This is a genomic window from Halomonas aquatica (assembly GCF_040196335.1).
In the GTDB taxonomy this organism is placed as follows: domain Bacteria; phylum Pseudomonadota; class Gammaproteobacteria; order Pseudomonadales; family Halomonadaceae; genus Halomonas; species Halomonas aquatica.
This window is the reverse complement of the sequence record NZ_JBEGCJ010000002.1, coordinates 413,298-430,886: the sequence shown is the minus strand read 5'-3', so window position 1 is coordinate 430,886 and position 17,589 is coordinate 413,298. Positions and strand designations below refer to the sequence as shown.

General features: G+C 64.0%; 14 protein-coding genes. 11 read left to right on the top strand and 3 right to left on the bottom strand.

The window, feature by feature from the left end:
- Nucleotides 1–28: 28 nt before the first annotated feature.
- The 3 genes from ABE960_RS05110 to ABE960_RS05100 are packed head-to-tail and all read left to right on the top strand — an operon-like array spanning nucleotide 29 to nucleotide 3,183.
- Complete coding sequence (locus tag ABE960_RS05110) at nucleotides 29–1,249, top strand: ABC transporter substrate-binding protein (RefSeq protein WP_349761160.1); 1,221 nt, start codon at nucleotides 29–31, stop codon at nucleotides 1,247–1,249.
- A 58-nt stretch (nucleotides 1,250–1,307) separates the two neighbouring features.
- On the top strand, nucleotides 1,308–2,195 hold the full coding sequence (locus ABE960_RS05105) for a branched-chain amino acid ABC transporter permease (protein ID WP_349761159.1): 888 nt from the start codon (nucleotides 1,308–1,310) through the stop codon (nucleotides 2,193–2,195).
- Nucleotides 2,196–2,199: 4 nt separating this feature from the next.
- Entirely contained in the window at nucleotides 2,200–3,183 is a 984-nt protein-coding gene (locus ABE960_RS05100; RefSeq protein ID WP_349761158.1) for a branched-chain amino acid ABC transporter permease, read from the top strand.
- 79 nt (nucleotides 3,184–3,262) lie between these two features.
- Here ABE960_RS05100 and ABE960_RS05095 read toward each other — a convergent pair whose 3' ends face one another.
- Nucleotides 3,263–4,153 carry a LysR family transcriptional regulator gene (locus ABE960_RS05095; RefSeq protein WP_349761157.1) on the bottom strand — a complete coding sequence of 297 codons (891 nt, stop codon included), beginning with the start codon at nucleotides 4,151–4,153 and terminating at the stop codon, nucleotides 3,263–3,265.
- Between the two features lie 126 nt (nucleotides 4,154–4,279).
- Here ABE960_RS05095 and ABE960_RS05090 point away from each other — a divergent pair, with 126 nt between their 5' ends.
- The 3 genes from ABE960_RS05090 to mtgA all read left to right on the top strand — a co-directional run bounded on the left by ABE960_RS05090 (nucleotide 4,280) and on the right by mtgA (nucleotide 7,194).
- A complete protein-coding gene (locus ABE960_RS05090) occupies nucleotides 4,280–5,389 on the top strand; it encodes an S-(hydroxymethyl)glutathione dehydrogenase/class III alcohol dehydrogenase (RefSeq protein ID WP_349761156.1) in 1,110 nt (369 codons plus the stop codon).
- Nucleotides 5,390–5,582: 193 nt separating this feature from the next.
- Nucleotides 5,583–6,437: an S-formylglutathione hydrolase gene (gene fghA / locus ABE960_RS05085; RefSeq protein WP_349761155.1), complete on the top strand. Its 855-nt coding sequence runs from the start codon at nucleotides 5,583–5,585 to the stop codon at nucleotides 6,435–6,437.
- A 52-nt stretch (nucleotides 6,438–6,489) separates the two neighbouring features.
- Entirely contained in the window at nucleotides 6,490–7,194 is a 705-nt protein-coding gene (gene mtgA, locus ABE960_RS05080; protein ID WP_349761154.1) for a monofunctional biosynthetic peptidoglycan transglycosylase, read from the top strand.
- On the opposite strand, the gene ABE960_RS05075 is transcribed toward mtgA, so the two are convergent.
- Nucleotides 7,176–8,114 carry a DMT family transporter gene (locus ABE960_RS05075; protein ID WP_349761153.1) on the bottom strand — a complete coding sequence of 313 codons (939 nt, stop codon included), beginning with the start codon at nucleotides 8,112–8,114 and terminating at the stop codon, nucleotides 7,176–7,178. The genes mtgA and ABE960_RS05075 overlap by 19 nt on opposite strands.
- Nucleotides 8,115–8,556: 442 nt before the next feature.
- Here ABE960_RS05075 and dctP point away from each other — a divergent pair, with 442 nt between their 5' ends.
- The 5 genes from dctP to ABE960_RS05050 all read left to right on the top strand — a co-directional run bounded on the left by dctP (nucleotide 8,557) and on the right by ABE960_RS05050 (nucleotide 15,464).
- Nucleotides 8,557–9,720 (top strand): TRAP transporter substrate-binding protein DctP, encoded by a 1,164-nt coding sequence (gene dctP / locus ABE960_RS05070; protein WP_349761152.1) that lies wholly within the window; start codon nucleotides 8,557–8,559, stop codon nucleotides 9,718–9,720.
- A 145-nt stretch (nucleotides 9,721–9,865) separates the two neighbouring features.
- A complete protein-coding gene (locus ABE960_RS05065; RefSeq protein ID WP_349761151.1) occupies nucleotides 9,866–12,064 on the top strand; it encodes a TRAP transporter large permease subunit in 2,199 nt (732 codons plus the stop codon).
- A 137-nt stretch (nucleotides 12,065–12,201) separates the two neighbouring features.
- A complete protein-coding gene (locus ABE960_RS05060) occupies nucleotides 12,202–12,618 on the top strand; it encodes a DUF4168 domain-containing protein (protein ID WP_349761150.1) in 417 nt (138 codons plus the stop codon).
- Between the two features lie 214 nt (nucleotides 12,619–12,832).
- Complete coding sequence (locus ABE960_RS05055; RefSeq protein ID WP_349761149.1) at nucleotides 12,833–14,737, top strand: DUF294 nucleotidyltransferase-like domain-containing protein; 1,905 nt, start codon at nucleotides 12,833–12,835, stop codon at nucleotides 14,735–14,737.
- 1 nt (nucleotide 14,738) lies between these two features.
- The gene (locus ABE960_RS05050) at nucleotides 14,739–15,464 is read left to right on the top strand and encodes a 3'-5' exonuclease (protein ID WP_349761148.1); all 726 of its coding nucleotides are present in this window, start codon (nucleotides 14,739–14,741) and stop codon (nucleotides 15,462–15,464) included.
- 105 nt (nucleotides 15,465–15,569) lie between these two features.
- On the opposite strand, the gene ABE960_RS05045 is transcribed toward ABE960_RS05050, so the two are convergent.
- A complete protein-coding gene (locus tag ABE960_RS05045; RefSeq protein ID WP_349761392.1) occupies nucleotides 15,570–17,192 on the bottom strand; it encodes a BCCT family transporter in 1,623 nt (540 codons plus the stop codon).
- Nucleotides 17,193–17,589 lie beyond the last annotated feature (397 nt).

Below are 17,589 nucleotides of genomic sequence, written 5' to 3'. Positions count from 1 at the left end.
ACAGCCCCCCGGGGCCACGGAGATAAACATGACCTTCAACAGGAAGATCCTCGCCAGCAGCATCGCCCTTGCCGCCACCACCCTGGTCGCGAGCGGCGCCCAGGCAGAGATGACCGACGATGAGCTGCGCATCGGTTATCTCGCCGACATGTCCGGCACCTATCGCGACCTGGCTGGTCCGGGCGGCCTTGAGGCACTGAACATGGCCGTGGAGGACTTCGGCGGTGAGGTCAACGGCGTGCCGATCGAAGTGTTCAGCGCCGATGACCGCAACAGCGCCGATGTGGGTGCCAACACCGTGCGCGGCTGGGTCGACCAGGAGAACGTCGACCTCGTCGCCGGCATGGTGGCCTCCTCGGTCTCCATCGCCGTGAGCAAGGTGCTGGAAGAGGCGGGTGGCCTTGCGATCATCTCCGGCTCCGCGGCCTCGAGCATCACCAACGAACACTGCACCCCGAATCACATCCACTGGGTCTACGACACCTATCCGCTGGCCAACGGCACTGCCAAGGCCGTCGTTGACCAGGGAGGCGATACCTGGTTCATGCTCACCGCCGACTACGCCTTCGGACATGCCCTGGAAGGCGATGTCACCAAGGTGGTGGAAGAGAACGGCGGCGAGATCATCGGGGGCGTGCGCCACCCCTTCCCGACCAGCGACTTCTCCTCCTATATCCTGCAGGCGCAGGGCTCCGGGGCGAAGATCGTCGGCCTGGCCAATGCCGGCTCCGATACCGTCAACGCCATCAAGACCGCCAGCCAGTTCGGGCTGGTGCAGTCTGGCCAGCAGCTCGCCGGCTTGCTGATCTTCCTCAATGACGTCCACGCCATGGGCCTCGAATCCACCCAGGGCCTGCTGCTCACCACCGGCTGGTACTGGGACATGGACGACCAGTCTCGCGAGTGGGCCGAGCGTTACTTCGAGCGCGTGGGCAGCATGCCGACCATGGTCCAGGCCGGCGTCTACTCCAGCACCATGCACTACCTCAACGCCGTGGATGCGGCGGACACCGACGAGTCCCAGGCGGTCCGCGCCCAGATGGCCGCGACGCCCGTCGAGGACTTCTTCTCCCGCAATGGTCGCATCCGCGAAGACGGCCGCATGGTCCACGACATGTACCTCGCCGAGGTGAAGTCCCCGGAGGAGTCCACCGGCGAGTGGGATCTCTACAAGATCAAGAGCACCATTCCCGCCGACGAGGCCTATCGTCCGCTCTCCGAAAGCCAGTGCAAGCTGGTCCAGAACTGAGCAGGGCCAGACAGGGCGGCGGCCTCGGCCGTCGCCCCTCTGACGGGAGGACCGTGACATGACGATGATTTTCGGGGTGCCGTTGGCGGTGTTCATGGGCCAGTTGATGCTGGGCCTGATCAATGGCGCCTTCTATGCCCTGCTCAGCCTGGGGCTGGCGGTGATCTTCGGGCTGCTGAAGATCATCAACTTCGCCCACGGGGCCCAGTACATGCTGGGCGCCTTCGCGGCGATGCTGGCCCTGGAATATCTTGGCATCAACTACTGGGTTGCTCTGCTGCTGGTGCCGCTTGTGGTGGGGGGTCTGGGGGTGGTGCTCGAGCGCCTGATCCTGAGACGCATTGCCCACCTCGACCATCTCTACGGGCTGTTGCTCACCTACGGCCTGGCGCTGATCCTGGAAGGGTCGCTGATCAATATCTTCGGGGTATCCGGGTCGAGCTACCCCACGCCCGAGGCACTCCAGGGCGGCATGAACCTCGGCTTCATGTTTCTGCCGATCTATCGTGCCTGGGTGCTGGTGGCGGCTATGGTGGTCTGCGTGGGCACCTGGTTCATCATCGAGCGTACACGGCTCGGGGCCTACCTGCGTGCCGGGACCGAGAACCCGGCCCTGATGCAGGCCTTCGGCGTGAACGTGCCGCAGCTGATCACCCTGACCTACGGTTTCGGCGTGGCGCTGGCCGCCTTCGCCGGGGTGCTGGCGGCGCCGCTCTATCCGGTATCGCCGACCATGGGCTCGAGCCTGCTGATCGTGGTCTTCGCCGTAGTGGTGATCGGCGGCATGGGGTCTATTCTCGGTGCGATCATCACCGGCCTGGCCATGGGTCTGATCGAGGGCCTCACCAAGGTCTATTACCCTGAGGCGGCCAACACCGTGATCTTCCTGGTGATGATCCTGGTGTTGTTGATGCGCCCCGCGGGACTCTTCGGCAAGGAGGCATGACGTGATGGCCACGACACAAGCACTGACCCCCGCCATGCAGCGCCAACGCAACGCGCGGATGCGGCGCAACTTGCTCTACCTGGTACTCCTGGCACTCGCCCTGGTGGCACCGCTCGCCATCTACCCGGTATTTCTGATGAAGGTGCTGTGCTTCGCGCTTTTCGCCTGTGCCTTCAACCTGCTGCTGGGCTATGCCGGACTGCTCTCCTTCGGCCATGCGGCCTTCCTGGCCACCGGGGGCTATTTCACCGGTATCATGCTCTCGAGCTACCCGGGCCTGACGCCCGAGGCGGGTATCCTGATCGGTACCCTCGCAGCGGTGGTGCTGGGCACCTTCTTCGGCGTACTGTCCATCCGTCGCCAGGGGATCTACTTCGCCATGGTGACCCTGGCCCTGGCGCAGATGATGTTCTTCTTCTTCATCCAGGCACCGTTCACCGGGGGCGAGGACGGCCTGCATGGCGTTCCCCGGGGGGAACTGTTCGGGCTGATCAGCCTGAGTGAAAACCTCCCGATGTACTACTTCGTGCTGGCGATCTTCGTGATCGGCTTCGCCATCATTCAGCGCACCGTGCACTCGCCCTTCGGGCAGGTGCTCAAGGCGATCCGCGAGAACGAGCCCCGGGCGGTCTCGCTGGGCTACAATGTGGATGCCTACAAGCTGGTGGCCTTCGTCATCTCCGCGGGCCTGGCGGGCCTGGCGGGTTCCACCAAGACGGTGGTGTTCCAGTTGGCCTCGCTGACCGATGCCCATTGGCACATGTCTGGCGAGGTGATCCTGATGACCCTGCTGGGCGGGGTGGGCACGCTGTTCGGCCCCGTGGTGGGCGCCGGCCTCGTGGTCAGCCTGCAGACCCAACTGGCCCAGTCGCCCCTGGGGAACTGGGTGAGCGTGATCCTCGGTGCGATCTTCGTGATCTGCGTGCTGAGCTTTCGCAGCGGCATCGTCGGCGAGATCGGCAAGCTGGTGCGCAAGAACTTCAAGTAGGGCCGAGAGGCCACGCCGACATCGGGCGCCCTTCGGGGCGTCCTTTCCATTATATGGGGCGATCAGCTATACGGGGTGATCAACGACGTCCCGGCAACTGCCCGTCGATATGCTCGGCCAGGAAATCGATGAACTGGCGAATCTTTGGCGAGCGGTGGCGGTGGCGCGGGGTGACGGCCCATACCGCGGTGTCGTCGTGCCGGTAGGTATCGAGGACCGAGATCAGCTCACCACTGGCCAGGTGGGGATCCACATAGTAGTCGGGAAGCTGAGCCAGCCCCAGGCCCTTGAGCGCGGCATCCAGTAGCGCCGGTCCCGAGTTGCCCTCCCAGGGGCCCACGACTCGTACCTCTCGGCGCGCACCCTCGACGGCGAAGCGCCAGTGATCTCGCGAGCCCACCAGGCAGCGGTGATGGGCGAGTTCGGAGAGGGCATGGGGCTGTGGCCTGCGGGTGAAGTAGTCCGGCGCGCCGACCACGTATTCGCGGCGCTCGCAGAGCCGGCGGGCGATCATCGAGGAGTCCTCGAGGTGGCCCATGCGGATGGCGATGTCGAAGCCTTCGTCGATCAGGTCGACCTGGCGATTGGTCAGGTGCAGACGGACCCCCAGTTGCGGGTGGCGGGACTGGAAGTCGTTGACCAGGGGGGCCACGAAGCGCTCCCCGAAGGTGGTGGCAGAGGTCAGGCTCAGGATGCCGCTGGGACGGGCCTGAAGGTCCTTCACGGCGGCCTCGGCCTCGCGGAAGCCGTCGAACAGGTGATGGCAGTGCTGGTAGTAGAGGGTGCCGGCCTCGGTGAGGCGGATCCGGCGCGTGGTACGGAAGAGCAGGGTGGTGCCCAGTTGGCTCTCGAGCTGACTGACCTGGCGGCTGACATGGGAGCCGGAGACCCGAAGTCGGCGTGCGGCGGCCGCGAAGGTCCCCTGGCGGACGACCTCGACGAAGGCCTCGACCCGATCCCAGCGTTGCATGATGACTCCTTCCGACAGAATTGTTGCTGTATGACAATAATGTCCTGCATTTGATGCAGTTTATCCAGGGAGGGGGATTGCCTAGACTGTCGTCAGAATCACTTCACGCCGAACGAGGAAGATGCCATGAAGTCACGTGCCGCGGTCGCCATGGAGGCCGGCAAGCCCCTGGAGCTGGTCGAGATCGATGTCGAGGGCCCGAAGGCCGGCGAGGTGCTGGTACGCATGGCCGCCACCAGCGTCTGTCACACCGATGCCTACACCCTCTCCGGGGCCGATCCGGAGGGCAACTTCCCGGCGGTGCTGGGCCACGAGGGCGCCGGCGTCGTCCAGGAAGTGGGGGCAGGCGTGACCAGCGTGCGTCCAGGTGACCACGTCATCCCGCTCTATACCGCCGAGTGCGGCCAATGCAAGTTCTGCCTCTCCGGCAAGACCAACCTGTGCAGCTCGGTGCGTGCCACCCAGGGCAAGGGCGTGATGCCCGACGGCACCTCGCGCCTGTCGCTGGATGGCAGGATGCTGCATCACTATATGGGTACCTCCACCTTCAGCGAGTACACGGTGCTTCCCGAGGTCTCGCTTGCGGTGGTCTCCAAGGAGGCCCCGATGGACAAGATCTGCCTGCTTGGCTGCGGGGTGACCACCGGGATCGGGGCGGTGATGAATACCGCCAAGATTGAGCCGGGGTCCACGGTCGCCGTCTTCGGGCTCGGTGCGATCGGCCTGGCGGTGATCCAGGGAGCGGTGATGGCCAAGGCCAGCCGCATCATCGCCATCGACGTCAACCCGGATAAGTTCACGCTGGCCGAGCAGTTCGGTGCCACCGACTTCGTCAATCCCAAGGACCACTCGGATCCCATCCAGCAGGTCATCGTCGACCTGACCGACGGCGGCGTCGATTACTCCTTCGAGTGCATCGGCAACGTGAATGTCATGCGCCAGGCACTGGAGTGCTGCCACAAGGGCTGGGGCGAATCGGTGATCATCGGCGTGGCCGGGGCCGGCGAGGAGATCTCCACGCGGCCGTTCCAGCTGGTCACCGGCCGGGTCTGGAAGGGCTCCGCCTTCGGCGGGGTGAAGGGGCGCACCGAGCTGCCGGACTACGTCGAGCGCTACATGAACGGCGAGATCAATATCGACGATTTCATCACCCATGACATGCCCTTCGAGAAGATCAACGAGGCCTTCGAGCTGTTGCACCTAGGCGAGAGCATCCGCACCGTCCTGCACTATTGATGATGCGCCGCTTTTTATTCACGCCCGAAGCCGCGTGATGGGTTATTCGCGCCCGAAGCCGCGTGATGGGTTATTCACGCCCGAAGCTGAGTGACGGGCCAAGAGGGCAGCACCTGAGCACCCAGCGCCAATTTGCTGGTACATCCGAGTGACAGGGAAGGCTTTGGTTTTCCGGCCTTCAGGAGAAAGATTCATGAGCATGAGCGAACACCTCGAGCTGGTCTCTGCCAACAAGAGCTTCGGCGGCTGGCACAAGCGCTATCGCCACCGTTCCAGGGCGCTGGACTGCGAGATGACCTTCGGCATCTACCTGCCGCCTCAGGCGGAGACCGAGCGGGTGCCGCTGATGTGGTGGCTGTCCGGCCTGACCTGCACCGACGAGAACTTCATGCAGAAGGCCGGGGCCCACCGGGTAGCCGCCGAGCTCGGCATCGCCATCGTCTGTCCGGACACCAGTCCACGCGGCACCGACCTGCCCGGCGAGGACGATAGCTACGACTTCGGCAGCGGCGCGGGATTCTACGTCAACGCGACCCTGGAACCCTGGAAGAAGCACTACCGCATGTACGACTACGTGTCCGAGGAGCTGCCCTCGGTGGTGCGCCAGCATTTTCCGGTCAACGGCCGCGAGTCGATCAGTGGCCACTCCATGGGGGGGCACGGTGCCTTGATCCTGGCGCTGCGACGTCCCGGCCATTATCGTGCGGTGTCGGCCTTCGCGCCCATCGTCAATCCCAGTGAGAGCCCCTGGGGGCAGAAGGCCTTTTCCGGCTACCTTGGCGAGGACCGTGGGCTGTGGACCCAGTATGATGCCTGCGAGCTGGTGGCCCGCGGGGCTTCGAGCCAGTCGCTATTCATCGACCAGGGCGAGGCCGATGACTTCCTCGAGAAGCAGCTCTGTCCCGAACGCCTCGAGGCCGTATGCGCCGAGCACGACCATCCTCTGACCCTGCGGCGCCAGCCAGGCTACGACCATAGCTATTTCTTCATCGCCAGCTTCATCGAGGAGCACCTGCGCTACCATGCGGAGCGCCTGAAGAAGCGCTGAGCGGGTATTCTTGAGTGGGCGAGGGGAGCCGATGGTCGAGTGGGGGCGTGCAATGAAGCGGGACTGGCAGCGGTGGGTCTGGCGTGTGCTTTGGCGCACCGTGCTCGGCTTCGTGGTGTGCTCGGTGGTTCTGGTGCTGCTGCTTCGCGTGGTCCCGGTGTTCGGCTCCATGGTGATGGTAGAACGCAAAGTCCAGTCGTGGATTGCCGGGGAATCCCTCGACATCCGCCACCAGTGGCGTCCCTGGGAGAGCCTCTCCGATCAGGCCAAGCTGGCGGTGATCGCCGCCGAGGATCAGCGCTTCCCGCGTCATCACGGCTTCGACATCGCCGAGATGCGTCGCGCCTGGGAAGCCAGCCGCAACGGGGGGCGTCTGCGCGGAGCCAGCACCATCAGCCAGCAGACCGCCAAGAACCTCTTCCTGTGGACCGGCCGCAGCTGGGTACGCAAGGGGCTGGAGGCCTGGTTCACGCTGCTGATCGAGGTGCTCTGGCCCAAGCAGCGTATTCTCGAGGTCTACCTCAATATCGTGGAGTGGGATACAGGGGTGTTCGGTCTTGAGGTCGCCTCTCGCCACTATTTCGGCGTCTCCGCCAGTCAGCTGAGCGAGGCCCAGGCCAGCCGACTGGCGGCCATCCTCCCCGACCCCCGCGGCCGTGATGCGGCTCGTCCAGGTCCCCTGGTGGAACGGCGCAGTGTCTGGATCCGCCAGCAGATGCGCAACCTCGGCGGTACCGCCTATCTCGAACGGCTTTGAATCGTTGGGCTCTGAGTGCCTGCCGAACGGCTTTTCACCACCAGCACCACCCCGGTGATGGCGATGGCCATGCCGACCAGTGACAGGGGCGGCAGGCGCTCGTCGAACAGCCACCACGCCTCCAGGGCCGTCATCGGTGGAACCAGGTAGAAGAGGCTCGCCACCCGCGAGGCCTCCCCGCGCCTGATCAGTGCCATCAACAGCAGGATGGCGCTGATCGACAGCACCAGCACCAGCCAGCCCAGCGTCAGCAGGAAGGTAGGCGTCCAGTCGATCTCCCGCGTCTCGAACAGCAGAGCGCCCAGTCCCATCAGCGTCCCGGTGGCGAGATACTGCACCACGGTGCCGGAGAGCAGCGGCATGCCGGTGCAGAAGCGCTTCTGGTAGAGGGTGCCCAGCGAGATGCCGACCAGGGCCACCAGCACGCTGGCCAGGGCGCCGATACCGAAACCCTGGAACAGACTCTCGCCCGGGTCGAGCTTGCCGCCCAGCACCAGGGCGATGCCGGCCAGTCCCATCACCAACCCCAGCCATTGAGTCGCGCCCAGTCGCTCACCCAGCAGGGGGCCGGCGAGCCCCGCGGTCAGCAGGGGCTGGAGCCCTACCAGCAGGGCGGCCAGCCCAGCCGGCATGCCCTGGTAGATGCCATAGAAGACGCCCCCGAGATAGGCGCCGTGGACGAGCAGGCCCGAGACCGCGATATGCCCCCACAGCCCGGCACTTCGTGGCCAGTCTGCGCGCATCAGCAGGATCATCGGCACCAGCAGCGTCAGGGTCAGTACGCAGCGCACGAACAGGAAGGTAAAGGGCTCGGCATGGGGCAGGCCGAACTTGGCGCCGATGAAGCCGGTGCTCCACAGAGCCACGAAGACGATTGGCATGGCAGTCAGGGCTGCCTGGCGGTGACGTTCCGATGTCATGTCGGGGCTTCCGGGGTCGGAGAATGGGGGCTTCAGGGGTCCGAGAAAGGGGCATCATCGCGGGTGAGGGCACGGGAAGCCAATCTCGGGGATTGTGCTTTGGTCGTAGTTACTTCGTTCTCGGAGAATTGGTCAGACCATATTTTACTTGTATATACAAGCCATTGGACCTGTTTGTCGTATGGACTGACCAATGGTCTAAGGTCGGTAGCGTTGAAAGTTCCTGTTGGCCGGGTGCATGATCTTCAATAGCTTCCGCTGTGGAAGACGTTTCCAGATAAACGATTTCTTCTCAGGTCTCACAGGAGGTGAGGCCGGTTTGTCGGCAGGTCTTCCGGATCACCGGCATACCCAGATGGCCCAGGGATGACAACAAAACAAGAAGGTCCGGTCGACGCTCGTGGAATAACGGGCGCGCTCATTACAATCAGGAGTCAACGCCATGCAAGACGATAAGCAGACACCAAGCATCTCACCGGTCGATAACGCGGGCGTCAAGGAAGCGTTCAAGACCCCCAGTCGCCGTAATTTCCTCAAGGCCGCCGCGGTTGGCTCCGCCGCCGCCGTGACCGCTCCCTGGATTGGCAACGTTCAGGCCCAGGAAGGTATCAACATCCGTATGCAGTCGTCCTGGCCGCCGGGAACCCCGGGCTATCGCATCTTCGAGAAGTGGGCCAAGGGCGTGGGCGAGGCGACCAGCGGCGAGGTCACCATCGAGCCGTTCCCTGCGGGTGCCGTGGCCGGTGCCTTCGAGGTGGCCGATGCCGTGCGTAACGGCGTGCTCGACGGCCAGAACTGGTTCACCGTCTACTGGCCCGGCAAGATGCCGGCCGGCGTGTTCCTGACCGCCTATCCGATGGGCCTGTCGCTGCCCCATCAGTGGGACATCATGTTCGGTGCCTACGGCGGCTTCGACCTCGCCAAGGACCTGTACCGCAAGCAGGGCCAGGAGCTGCTGGGCTATGTCCACCATGACATGAACCTGATCCACTCCAAGAAGCCGCTGCGCAGCTTCGACGACTTCAAGGGCGTCAAGCTTCGCATGCCGGGCGGGATCGTGGCCGAGACCTTCGCCGCCGCTGGCGCGCGTACCACCCTGCTGCCGGGCTCCGAGGTCTATCCGGCCCTGGAGAAGGGCACCATCGACGCGGCCGACTACACTGGCGCGGCCAACAACTTCGAGCTGGGCTTCTGGCAGGTGGCGGACTACATCATCATGGGCCCGCCCTCCACGCCCTGCCTGCACCAGGCCGTCGACCTGATGGATATCTCGGTCAACCGCCGCGTCTTCGAGCGCATGTCGACCCAGACCCAGGACCTCATGCACGACCTGGTGGCCGCCTACTCCCGCGAGCACTACGCGGCGATCCAGAAGGCCAACGCCGAAGCCTGGCCGAAGTACAAGGAGAAGGGCGTCGAAATCATTCACCTCACCGAGAATGACGCCGACCGCTTCCGTGAAGTCGCCGTGCCGCTGTGGTTCAAGTGGGCCAACAAGGACAAGGACGCCGCCCGCCTGTTCAAGGCACACCTCGACACCATGATGGACCCGGCAGTGGCGCTGATCACCCCGGAAGACATCAAGGACTACGAACTCAACCTGTAACCTGACCTGCTCCACCATCACGGGTGTTGTGGCCTGCGGGCCGCAGCACCCGGCTTGGGTGAGTGACCACTACTAATCCCGCATCCCGCCGACTCGAGGTTCCGTTGCCATCGCCGGGAGGTGATGGTGCCGCGGAGGAGTATCCATGAATTTTGAGATTGATTTTGTCCTGCCGCACTGGCTCTACTGGTCGATGCTGCTGCTGTTGCCGCTGGTGGTGATGTTCTTCGTCGACCGCAGCTTCCGTCGTGGCGGTTCCGTCGACGGCGGGGACACCGCCGAGGTGCCCGCCGGTGAGGAAGTCGAGGTCGGCTACCAGCCCCCCGGCAATCTGTTCACCACCATCGTCGACCGTATTTCAGGGTTTTCCGGCCGTTACGTGGCCTACTGGGCGCTGATCGCCCCCTTTGCCTTCGCCTATGAAGTGCTGGTCCGATACGCGTTCAACTCGCCGACCAACTGGGTGCATGAGTCGATGACCCTGATGTTCGGCATGCAGTACCTCATCGCGGGGGCCTTTGCCCTGCGTGAAGGCGGACACGTCCGCGTCGATATCCTCTATCAGCGTGCCAGGCCTCTGAACAAGGCGGCGCTGGACCTGATGACATCGATCTTCTTCTTCATCTTCACCCTCGCGCTGATGGTGACCGGCTGGAAGTTCTTCTCACAGTCGGTGAGCGATGCATACTTTTTCGGTTCCAGCTACGCCAACGAGACCTCCTTCACCGAGTGGGCGATCCAGTTCTACCCGATCAAGTTCATGCTCTTCTTCGGCGCGTTACTCTTGCTGCTCCAGGGCTTCGGCCAACTGGTCCGTGACGCTCAGTCCTTCCGTTATCACTGGCGCCTGCATGAGGGTGGCAGGACCTTTGCCCAGGTGCTGCTCATCATCGCCATCGTGATCGCGGCCTGGACCCTGTTCGAGATGGTCAACATCGCGGTGACCGACTATGACAGCCTTGCGGGGAGCATCGAGAACAGCCTCGGCTCCGTCGGCATCGGTGCCCTGACGCTGGTGATGTTCGGCTCGCTGATGGTGGTGCTTGTGGCGGGCCTGCCGCTGGCCTTCGTCACCGGTGGCCTGGGTGTGGTCTTCCTTTACCTGGTCGGCGACCAGGCCATGCTCAACCTGATGCCGTCGCGCATCTTCCCGATGATGACCAACTACCAGCTGTCGGCCATCCCGCTGTTCATCTTCATGGCCTCGGTGCTGGAGAAGGCCGGCATCATCGAGGAGCTGTTCGACGTCGTCTACAAGTGGATGGGCGGCCTGCGGGCAGGCCTGGCCATTGCCACCGTCATCGCCTCCACCCTGCTGGCCGCCATGGTCGGCGTCATCGGCGCCGCGGTGGTGACCATGGGCCTGATCGCCCTGCCGGCGATGCTCAAGCGCAACTACGATCCTGAGATCGCCATCGGCTCGATCATGGCCGGCGGGACCCTGGGCATCCTGATCCCGCCGTCGATACTGGCGATCATCTACGGCGTCATCGCCCAGCAGTCGGTCGGCGAGCTCTATCTCGGCTCGCTGATTCCCGGCCTGCTGCTGGCCTTCATGTACGGCTTCTACTGCTGGCTGCGCGGCACCCTGAACATCAATATGGCGCCGCCGATGCCTGTCGAGGACCGGGTCGACATGAAGGAGAAGCTGCGCCTGCTGCGTAACATGCTGGCGCCGATCATCCTGGTGATCCTGGTGCTCGGCGTCATCTTCACCGGCATCGCCACCCCGGTAGAGGCGGCCGGCATCGGTACCTTCGGTGCCCTGATCGTGGCGGCGATGCACCGTCGCCTGACCTGGCCGAACCTGCACGCCGCCTGCATGACCACCCTGGTCGCCTCGGCGATGGTGATGTGGATCATCTTCGGTGCCAGCATCTTCGTCGGCTTCTACATCCTTCAGGGTGGCCAGCAGTTCGTGCAGGAGCTGATCTCCGGCGCCGGCCTTGGTCCCTATGCGGTGCTGGCCTTGATGATGGTGCTGTTGGTAGCGCTGGGCATGTTCCTCGACTGGGTCGGCATTCTGCTGCTGGCCGTTCCGATCTTCGTGCCCTTGATCCAGGGACTGAGCTTCGATGGCGTGTTCGGCCTGCCCGGCGTCGACCCGACTGATGTCTCGCTGTGGTTCGGCGTCATCTACCTGGTCAACATGCAGATGTCCTTCTTGAGCCCACCATTCGGCTATGCGCTGTTCTACATCAAGGGGGTGTGCCCGCCGCACATCACCATGGCGCAGATCTTCAAGTCGTCCTTCCCCTTCCTGGGCATCCAGGCGGTGGGCCTGCTGCTGGTCATCCTCTTCCCGGCCCTGGTGACATGGCTGCCCAACCTGGCCTATGGCTAGCAGGCAGTTCCACTGTCACAATGCACGACGCTCCCTTCGGGGAGCGTCGTCTTTTCAAATCATTACACGACAACACTGAACCCTGTGGGCGATCGCTCGTCTCACGAGGGCACACACACGACTTTCTGGAGGTATTCATGCAACGGATGACTGCACTGTTCTCGGCCGCGCTGCTCTCTCTCGGCCTTGCCGCCACCCAGGCCCAGGCCCAGCAGGACGAGGCTGCGGCGGACAACGCAGAACAGCCGCAGGCCACTGCGCCGGCCCAGGACTTCTCGGATGATCAGCTTCAGCAGTTCGCCGATGCGTCCAAGGAGATTGCCGTGATCGCCCAGGACTTCACCCAGCAGCTGCAGGCGGTGGAAGGCGAGGAGGCCCAGATGGAGGTCCGCAAGGAGGCCAATGACGTGATGGTCAAGGCCGTGCAGGACAGCGGTCTCGAGGTGGATACCTTCAACGCCATCGGCAAGGCCATTCAGCAGGACCCGGAGCTGATGCAACGCGTGCAGGAGATGGCCAAGGTCAGCGCCTCCACCGAGGACCAGAGTTCGTAAGAAGAGTGTCTCACCCTGTGGCCGTTCGTCGGCCACCGAAAGGCCACCCCGTGCATGCCACGGGGTGGCCTTCTTCGTTTTGGCCCTGCGTCATGGCATGCCTGCCGAGAGGGCGCTTGCGCAGTGGGCTCTCCTTCGACAGGCTCGATCGACTTTACAGCGCCAACAGGCCATTACAGACTGGTCCTTTCACCACCGCTCGGAAGTCATGGCCATGGAAGTGGAACTGCTTGAGATTCGCCAGCACATGGGACGGTTCGCGCCCTTCGACCGGATCTCGGACGAGCTGCTCGACGAGGTAGCCGGTCAGGTGGACGTGGCCTATTTCAAGGCCGGCAGCGACATCCTGGTGCTCGATGACGAGGTTCAGGGTTTCTGCTACATCCGCAGTGGGGCGGTGGAGGTGTATCGCCGTGGCGGCGAACTCTACAACCGCCTGGGCGAGGGCGACATCTTCGGCCACTTCAGCCTGCTGCGGAACCGTCGAGTCCGCTTTCCCGCCCGGGCCATGGAAGACAGCCTGATCTACTTCATTCCTGAGTCGGTCTTCTACCAGCTCTGCGAGGCCGACGCGCACTTCGCCGACTTCGTCGAGGTGGAGCGCCCGCGGCTCGAGTCGACGGTGGAGCAGGACAAGCAGCAGAACGACATGATGGTCACTCGGATCCGCAAGCTGCTGACCCGCTACCCCCTGATGCTGGAGGCCAGCACCACCGTCCAGGAGGCCGCCCGGCAGATCACCGAGGCCCAGGCCTCGGCGGTGCTGGTGCTCGATGTGCCGAGCGACAACCCCCGCTATACCTTCCGCGACAGCGAGGGTCGGGCCTGGCAGGTCACGGGCATCCTCACTGACAGCGACTTCCGCAAGCAGGTGGTGGCCGCGGGGCGCCCCGCCGACACTCCGATAGGGGAGGTGACAGGTCACCGTCTGGTCGCCGTCCAGTCCGACGAGTCGGTCCATGAGGCCATGCTCTGCATGCTGCGCAACAACATCCATCACCTGCCGGTCATGCACCGTCGCTCGCCGGTCGGTATCGTCCATCTCTCCGACATCATCCGTCACGAGACCCACTCGAGCCTCTACCTGGTCAGCAACATCTTCCACCAATCCAGCATCGAAGGCCTTGCCCGGTTGACTCCCGACGTCCAGGAGGCCTTCGTGCGCCTGGTCGAGGATGGCGCCGATTCACGCATGGTCGGCAGCGCGCTCTCCACCATCGGGCGCAGCCTGTCGAGGCGCCTGCTGGAGCTGGCCGAGGCGGAACTGGGGCCGCCGCCGGTGCCCTACTGCCTGATGGCGCTGGGCTCCATGGCCCGCAACGAGCAGTCCATCGTCACCGACCAGGACAATGCCCTGGTGCTCTCCGACGATTTCGATCCCGCCCTTCACGACGACTATTTCCTCGTCCTGGCCCAGCGGCTCAGCGATGGCCTGGCCGCCTGCGGCTATCCCTACTGCAAGGGCGACATCATGGCTACCAACCCGCGGTGGCGTCAGCCGCTCTCGGTCTGGAAGGGCTATTTCCGTGACTGGATCCAGGAGCCCACCCCGGAGCGTCTGTTGCACAGTTCGATCTTCTTCGATCTGGACACCGTCTTCGGCGACAACCCGCTCGTCGAGGAGCTCCAGGACCTGATCGCCGAGCAGGCGCCCAAGTCACCGCTCTTCCTGGCCGCCATGGCGCGTAATGCCCTGAACCGCACACCGCCCCTGGGCTTCTTTCGCACCTTCGTGATGGAGAAGGACGGCAAGCACAACAACTCCATCAATCTCAAGCGCCGGGGCACCGCACCCATGACCGACCTTATCCGCATCCATGCCCTGGCCTGTGGTTCACGGGCCCAGAACAGCTTCGACCGCCTGGATGACATCGACCGCACCCAGCTGCTTGCCCCCGGGGTCAGCGACCGGCTGCGCTATGCCTTCGAGTTCCTTAGCATGTCGCGCATCCGCCACCAGATGATCGATCTCCAGCACGAGCAGGTGCCGGACAACAACATCGAACCGGAAAACGTCTCCGATACCGAGCGCCACAACCTCAAGGATGCCTTCCAGGTGTTGAGCAACGCCCAGAAATTCCTCAAGTTCCGTTATCCCATGCCGTCGCGGTCACGCTGAGATGCGCCTTCCCCGACGCAGGCGGCCGCCGCCGGCGCCAGGCTGGCCCGAGTTCCTGGCGAGCCGAGCCGAGCAGGTGCAGGACCCGGCACTGGCAAGCTTCTTCGCCGCCGGGGCCGTCGCGCCCGACACTCCCATCGGTGAGGTGCCCATGGTCGCCCTGGACATGGAGACCACCGGCCTCGACGAACGTCGCCACGCCATCGTCAGCATCGGCCTGGTGCCCTTCACGCTGCGGCGCATCCTGCTCTCCGAGCGGCGCTACTGGGTGCTCAGGCCCCCACGGCCGCTGGAAGAGAAGTCGGTGACCTTCCATCACATTACCCACTCCGACATCGCGAATGCCCCGGACCTGGACGAGATCCTCGACGAGCTGCTGGAGGCCCTGGCGGGACGCCTGGTGGTGGTGCACTTCCGGCACATCGAGCGCCCCTTCCTGGATGCCGCCGTGAAGGCGCGACGGGGGGAGGGGCTGTTGTTCCCGGTCATCGACACCATGTCGCTGGAGGCAAAACGGCATCGCCAGTCGCTGCTGGCGCGTTTCAGGCGCTGGATCGGCCGGCCGCCGGCCTCCATCCGCCTCTATGACAGCCGGGCGCGCTATGGCCTGCCGGTCTACTCGGGCCACCATGCCCTGATTGATGCCCTGGCCACCGCCGAGCTGCTGCAAGCTCAGGTGGCCACGCACTTCAGCCTCGATACCCCGGTCGGCGAGCTCTGGACCTGACAGTGTCCCCAGTGGAGATCGTGAGTAGCAGGCATAAGAAAGGCGGCACTCAGGCCGCCTTGCTGTTGCTTACCGACGCCGATGGCGCCGGGTTGAAGGTTTCCGCTACTTGGCGCGTGGCTCGCTCATCAGACCCTTGACGACTGCGTAGCAGCCAAATATCAGCACGATGGTGAACGGCAGGCCGGTGGACACCGCCGCACTCTGCAGGGCACTGAGGCCGCCGCCCAGCAGCAGGGCGATGGCGATCGCGCCCTCGATGACGGCCCAGAAGACACGCTGCGTCTTGGGGGCATCGACCTTGCCGCCGGCGGTGATGGAGTCGATCACCAATGAGCCGGAGTCGGAGGACGTGACGAAGAATACGATCACCAGCACGATGCCGACGAAGGAGGTGATCTCGCTCAGAGGCAGCTGGCCGAGCATCACGAACAGCTTCAGTTCGAGGGCCGCGTCCTTCGCGCCCTGGAATCCGTCGCTGATCAGCTGGTCGATGGCGGTGCCGCCGAAGGCGGTCATCCACAGCACGGCAACCAGGGTTGGCACCAGCAGCACGGCGATCAGGAACTCGCGCACGGTGCGGCCGCGGCTGACGCGGGCGATGAACATGCCGACGAACGGTGACCAGGAGATCCACCAGGCCAGGTAGAAGGCGGTCCAGCCCTGGCTGAAGTTGGCATCATCACGACCGAAGGGCATGGAAAGCGCCGGCAGGTGGACGGCATACGCTATCAGGTTCTCGAAGAAGCCCGTGGCGATCAGCAGTGTCGGACCCACGATGATAACGAACACCAACAGCAGGAAGGCCAGTATCATGTTGAGCTGGGAGAGGCGCTGCACGCCCTTGTCGACGCCCAGCATGATCGAGACCAGGGCCATGGCGGTAACGCCCATGACCAGCAGCACAATGGTCACGTTGGAGTTGGGCACGTCGAACAGGTAGCTCAGGCCCGCGGCGGCCTGGGAGGCGCCCAGGCCCAGGGAGGTGGCCAGGCCAAACAGGGTGGAGAAGACCGCCAGGATGTCGATCAGGTGGCCGGGCCAGCCCCAGATGCGCTCCCCCAGGATCGGGTAGAAGATCGAACGCATGGTGAGCGGCAGGCCCTTGTTGAAGGCAAAGATGGCCAATGCCAGGCCGACGATGGCATAGCTACCCCAGGGGTGCACGCCATAATGCAGAATGGTCGAAGCCATGCTCAGGTCGATGGCGGCGGCCTGATCACCCGCGGCGGCCCCCAGTGGCGCCCAGTCGGTGCGGACTCCGTTCTCCACGGTGGTCCCGCCCATGGCGGTGCCGAAGTGCGTCAGTGGTTCCGATACCCCATAGAACATCAGCCCGATGCCCATGCCCGCGGCGAAGAGCATGGCGAACCAGCCCGCGTAGCTGAATTCGGGTCTGGCATGAGCACCACCGATGCGTACCCTGCCCAACGGCGACAGCGCGATGCCCAGGCTGACCAGCACGAAGATATTGCTGCCCAGCAGGAACACCCAGCTCAGGTTGCCGGTGAGGAAGCTGAATGTCGCGTCGAAGATCGGCGCCACCTGGTTCTGCAAGGCCAGGGTGATGATCACGAAGAACAGGATCAGCAGGGACGATATCGTGAAGACCTTGCCATGCAGGTCAACGTTGATGCCCAGCGGTGAGGCGGTGATATTGTCCTGGCCGATCACGTAATCGGTATCGATGAGGTTCGCCGGCCCTTCCGGTGCCGGAATGCCCTCCATGCCCGTATTCGGCTCCTTGGCACTCTTGTCGTTGGGATCGTTAGCCACTCGTCATCTCCCTTGGGTGTTGAAGATTGGGTGAACGTTCAGGCGGAGGGTCTGACCAGGAAGATCGAGGCCTTGGTGTGGGTCGCCAACGTACCGCCGCGGGAGGGGATCACCGCATCCACGTGCTTGGGAGGATGAGTCGTCATGATGACCAGGTCGGCGCCCACGTCATCGGTCGCCTCGATCAGGGTGTTGTCGAGGTCCGCGATGGCTCGATCAGTTCCATGTGTGCCAGGTCGATCGGTACCATGATCTTGCGATACATGTCTGTCTCTCCCTGTTGACGGCGAAAAACTTCCGGTGCATCCGGTATTGTCGCTTATCAACCTCCTGCCCGAGACGTCTTCAA

Coding starts and splice junctions, on each gene's coding strand:
- ABE960_RS05110 (WP_349761160.1), top strand. CDS start 29: ATGACCTTCAACAGGAAGATCCTCGCCAGCAGCATCGCCCTTGCCGCC.
- ABE960_RS05105 (WP_349761159.1), top strand. CDS start 1,308: ATGACGATGATTTTCGGGGTGCCGTTGGCGGTGTTCATGGGCCAGTTG.
- ABE960_RS05100 (WP_349761158.1), top strand. CDS start 2,200: ATGGCCACGACACAAGCACTGACCCCCGCCATGCAGCGCCAACGCAAC.
- ABE960_RS05095 (WP_349761157.1), bottom strand. CDS start 4,153: ATGCAACGCTGGGATCGGGTCGAGGCCTTCGTCGAGGTCGTCCGCCAG.
- ABE960_RS05090 (WP_349761156.1), top strand. CDS start 4,280: ATGAAGTCACGTGCCGCGGTCGCCATGGAGGCCGGCAAGCCCCTGGAG.
- fghA (WP_349761155.1), top strand. CDS start 5,583: ATGAGCATGAGCGAACACCTCGAGCTGGTCTCTGCCAACAAGAGCTTC.
- mtgA (WP_349761154.1), top strand. CDS start 6,490: ATGAAGCGGGACTGGCAGCGGTGGGTCTGGCGTGTGCTTTGGCGCACC.
- ABE960_RS05075 (WP_349761153.1), bottom strand. CDS start 8,114: ATGACATCGGAACGTCACCGCCAGGCAGCCCTGACTGCCATGCCAATC.
- dctP (WP_349761152.1), top strand. CDS start 8,557: ATGCAAGACGATAAGCAGACACCAAGCATCTCACCGGTCGATAACGCG.
- ABE960_RS05065 (WP_349761151.1), top strand. CDS start 9,866: ATGAATTTTGAGATTGATTTTGTCCTGCCGCACTGGCTCTACTGGTCG.
- ABE960_RS05060 (WP_349761150.1), top strand. CDS start 12,202: ATGCAACGGATGACTGCACTGTTCTCGGCCGCGCTGCTCTCTCTCGGC.
- ABE960_RS05055 (WP_349761149.1), top strand. CDS start 12,833: ATGGAAGTGGAACTGCTTGAGATTCGCCAGCACATGGGACGGTTCGCG.
- ABE960_RS05050 (WP_349761148.1), top strand. CDS start 14,739: ATGCGCCTTCCCCGACGCAGGCGGCCGCCGCCGGCGCCAGGCTGGCCC.
- ABE960_RS05045 (WP_349761392.1), bottom strand. CDS start 17,192: ATGGAGGGCATTCCGGCACCGGAAGGGCCGGCGAACCTCATCGATACC.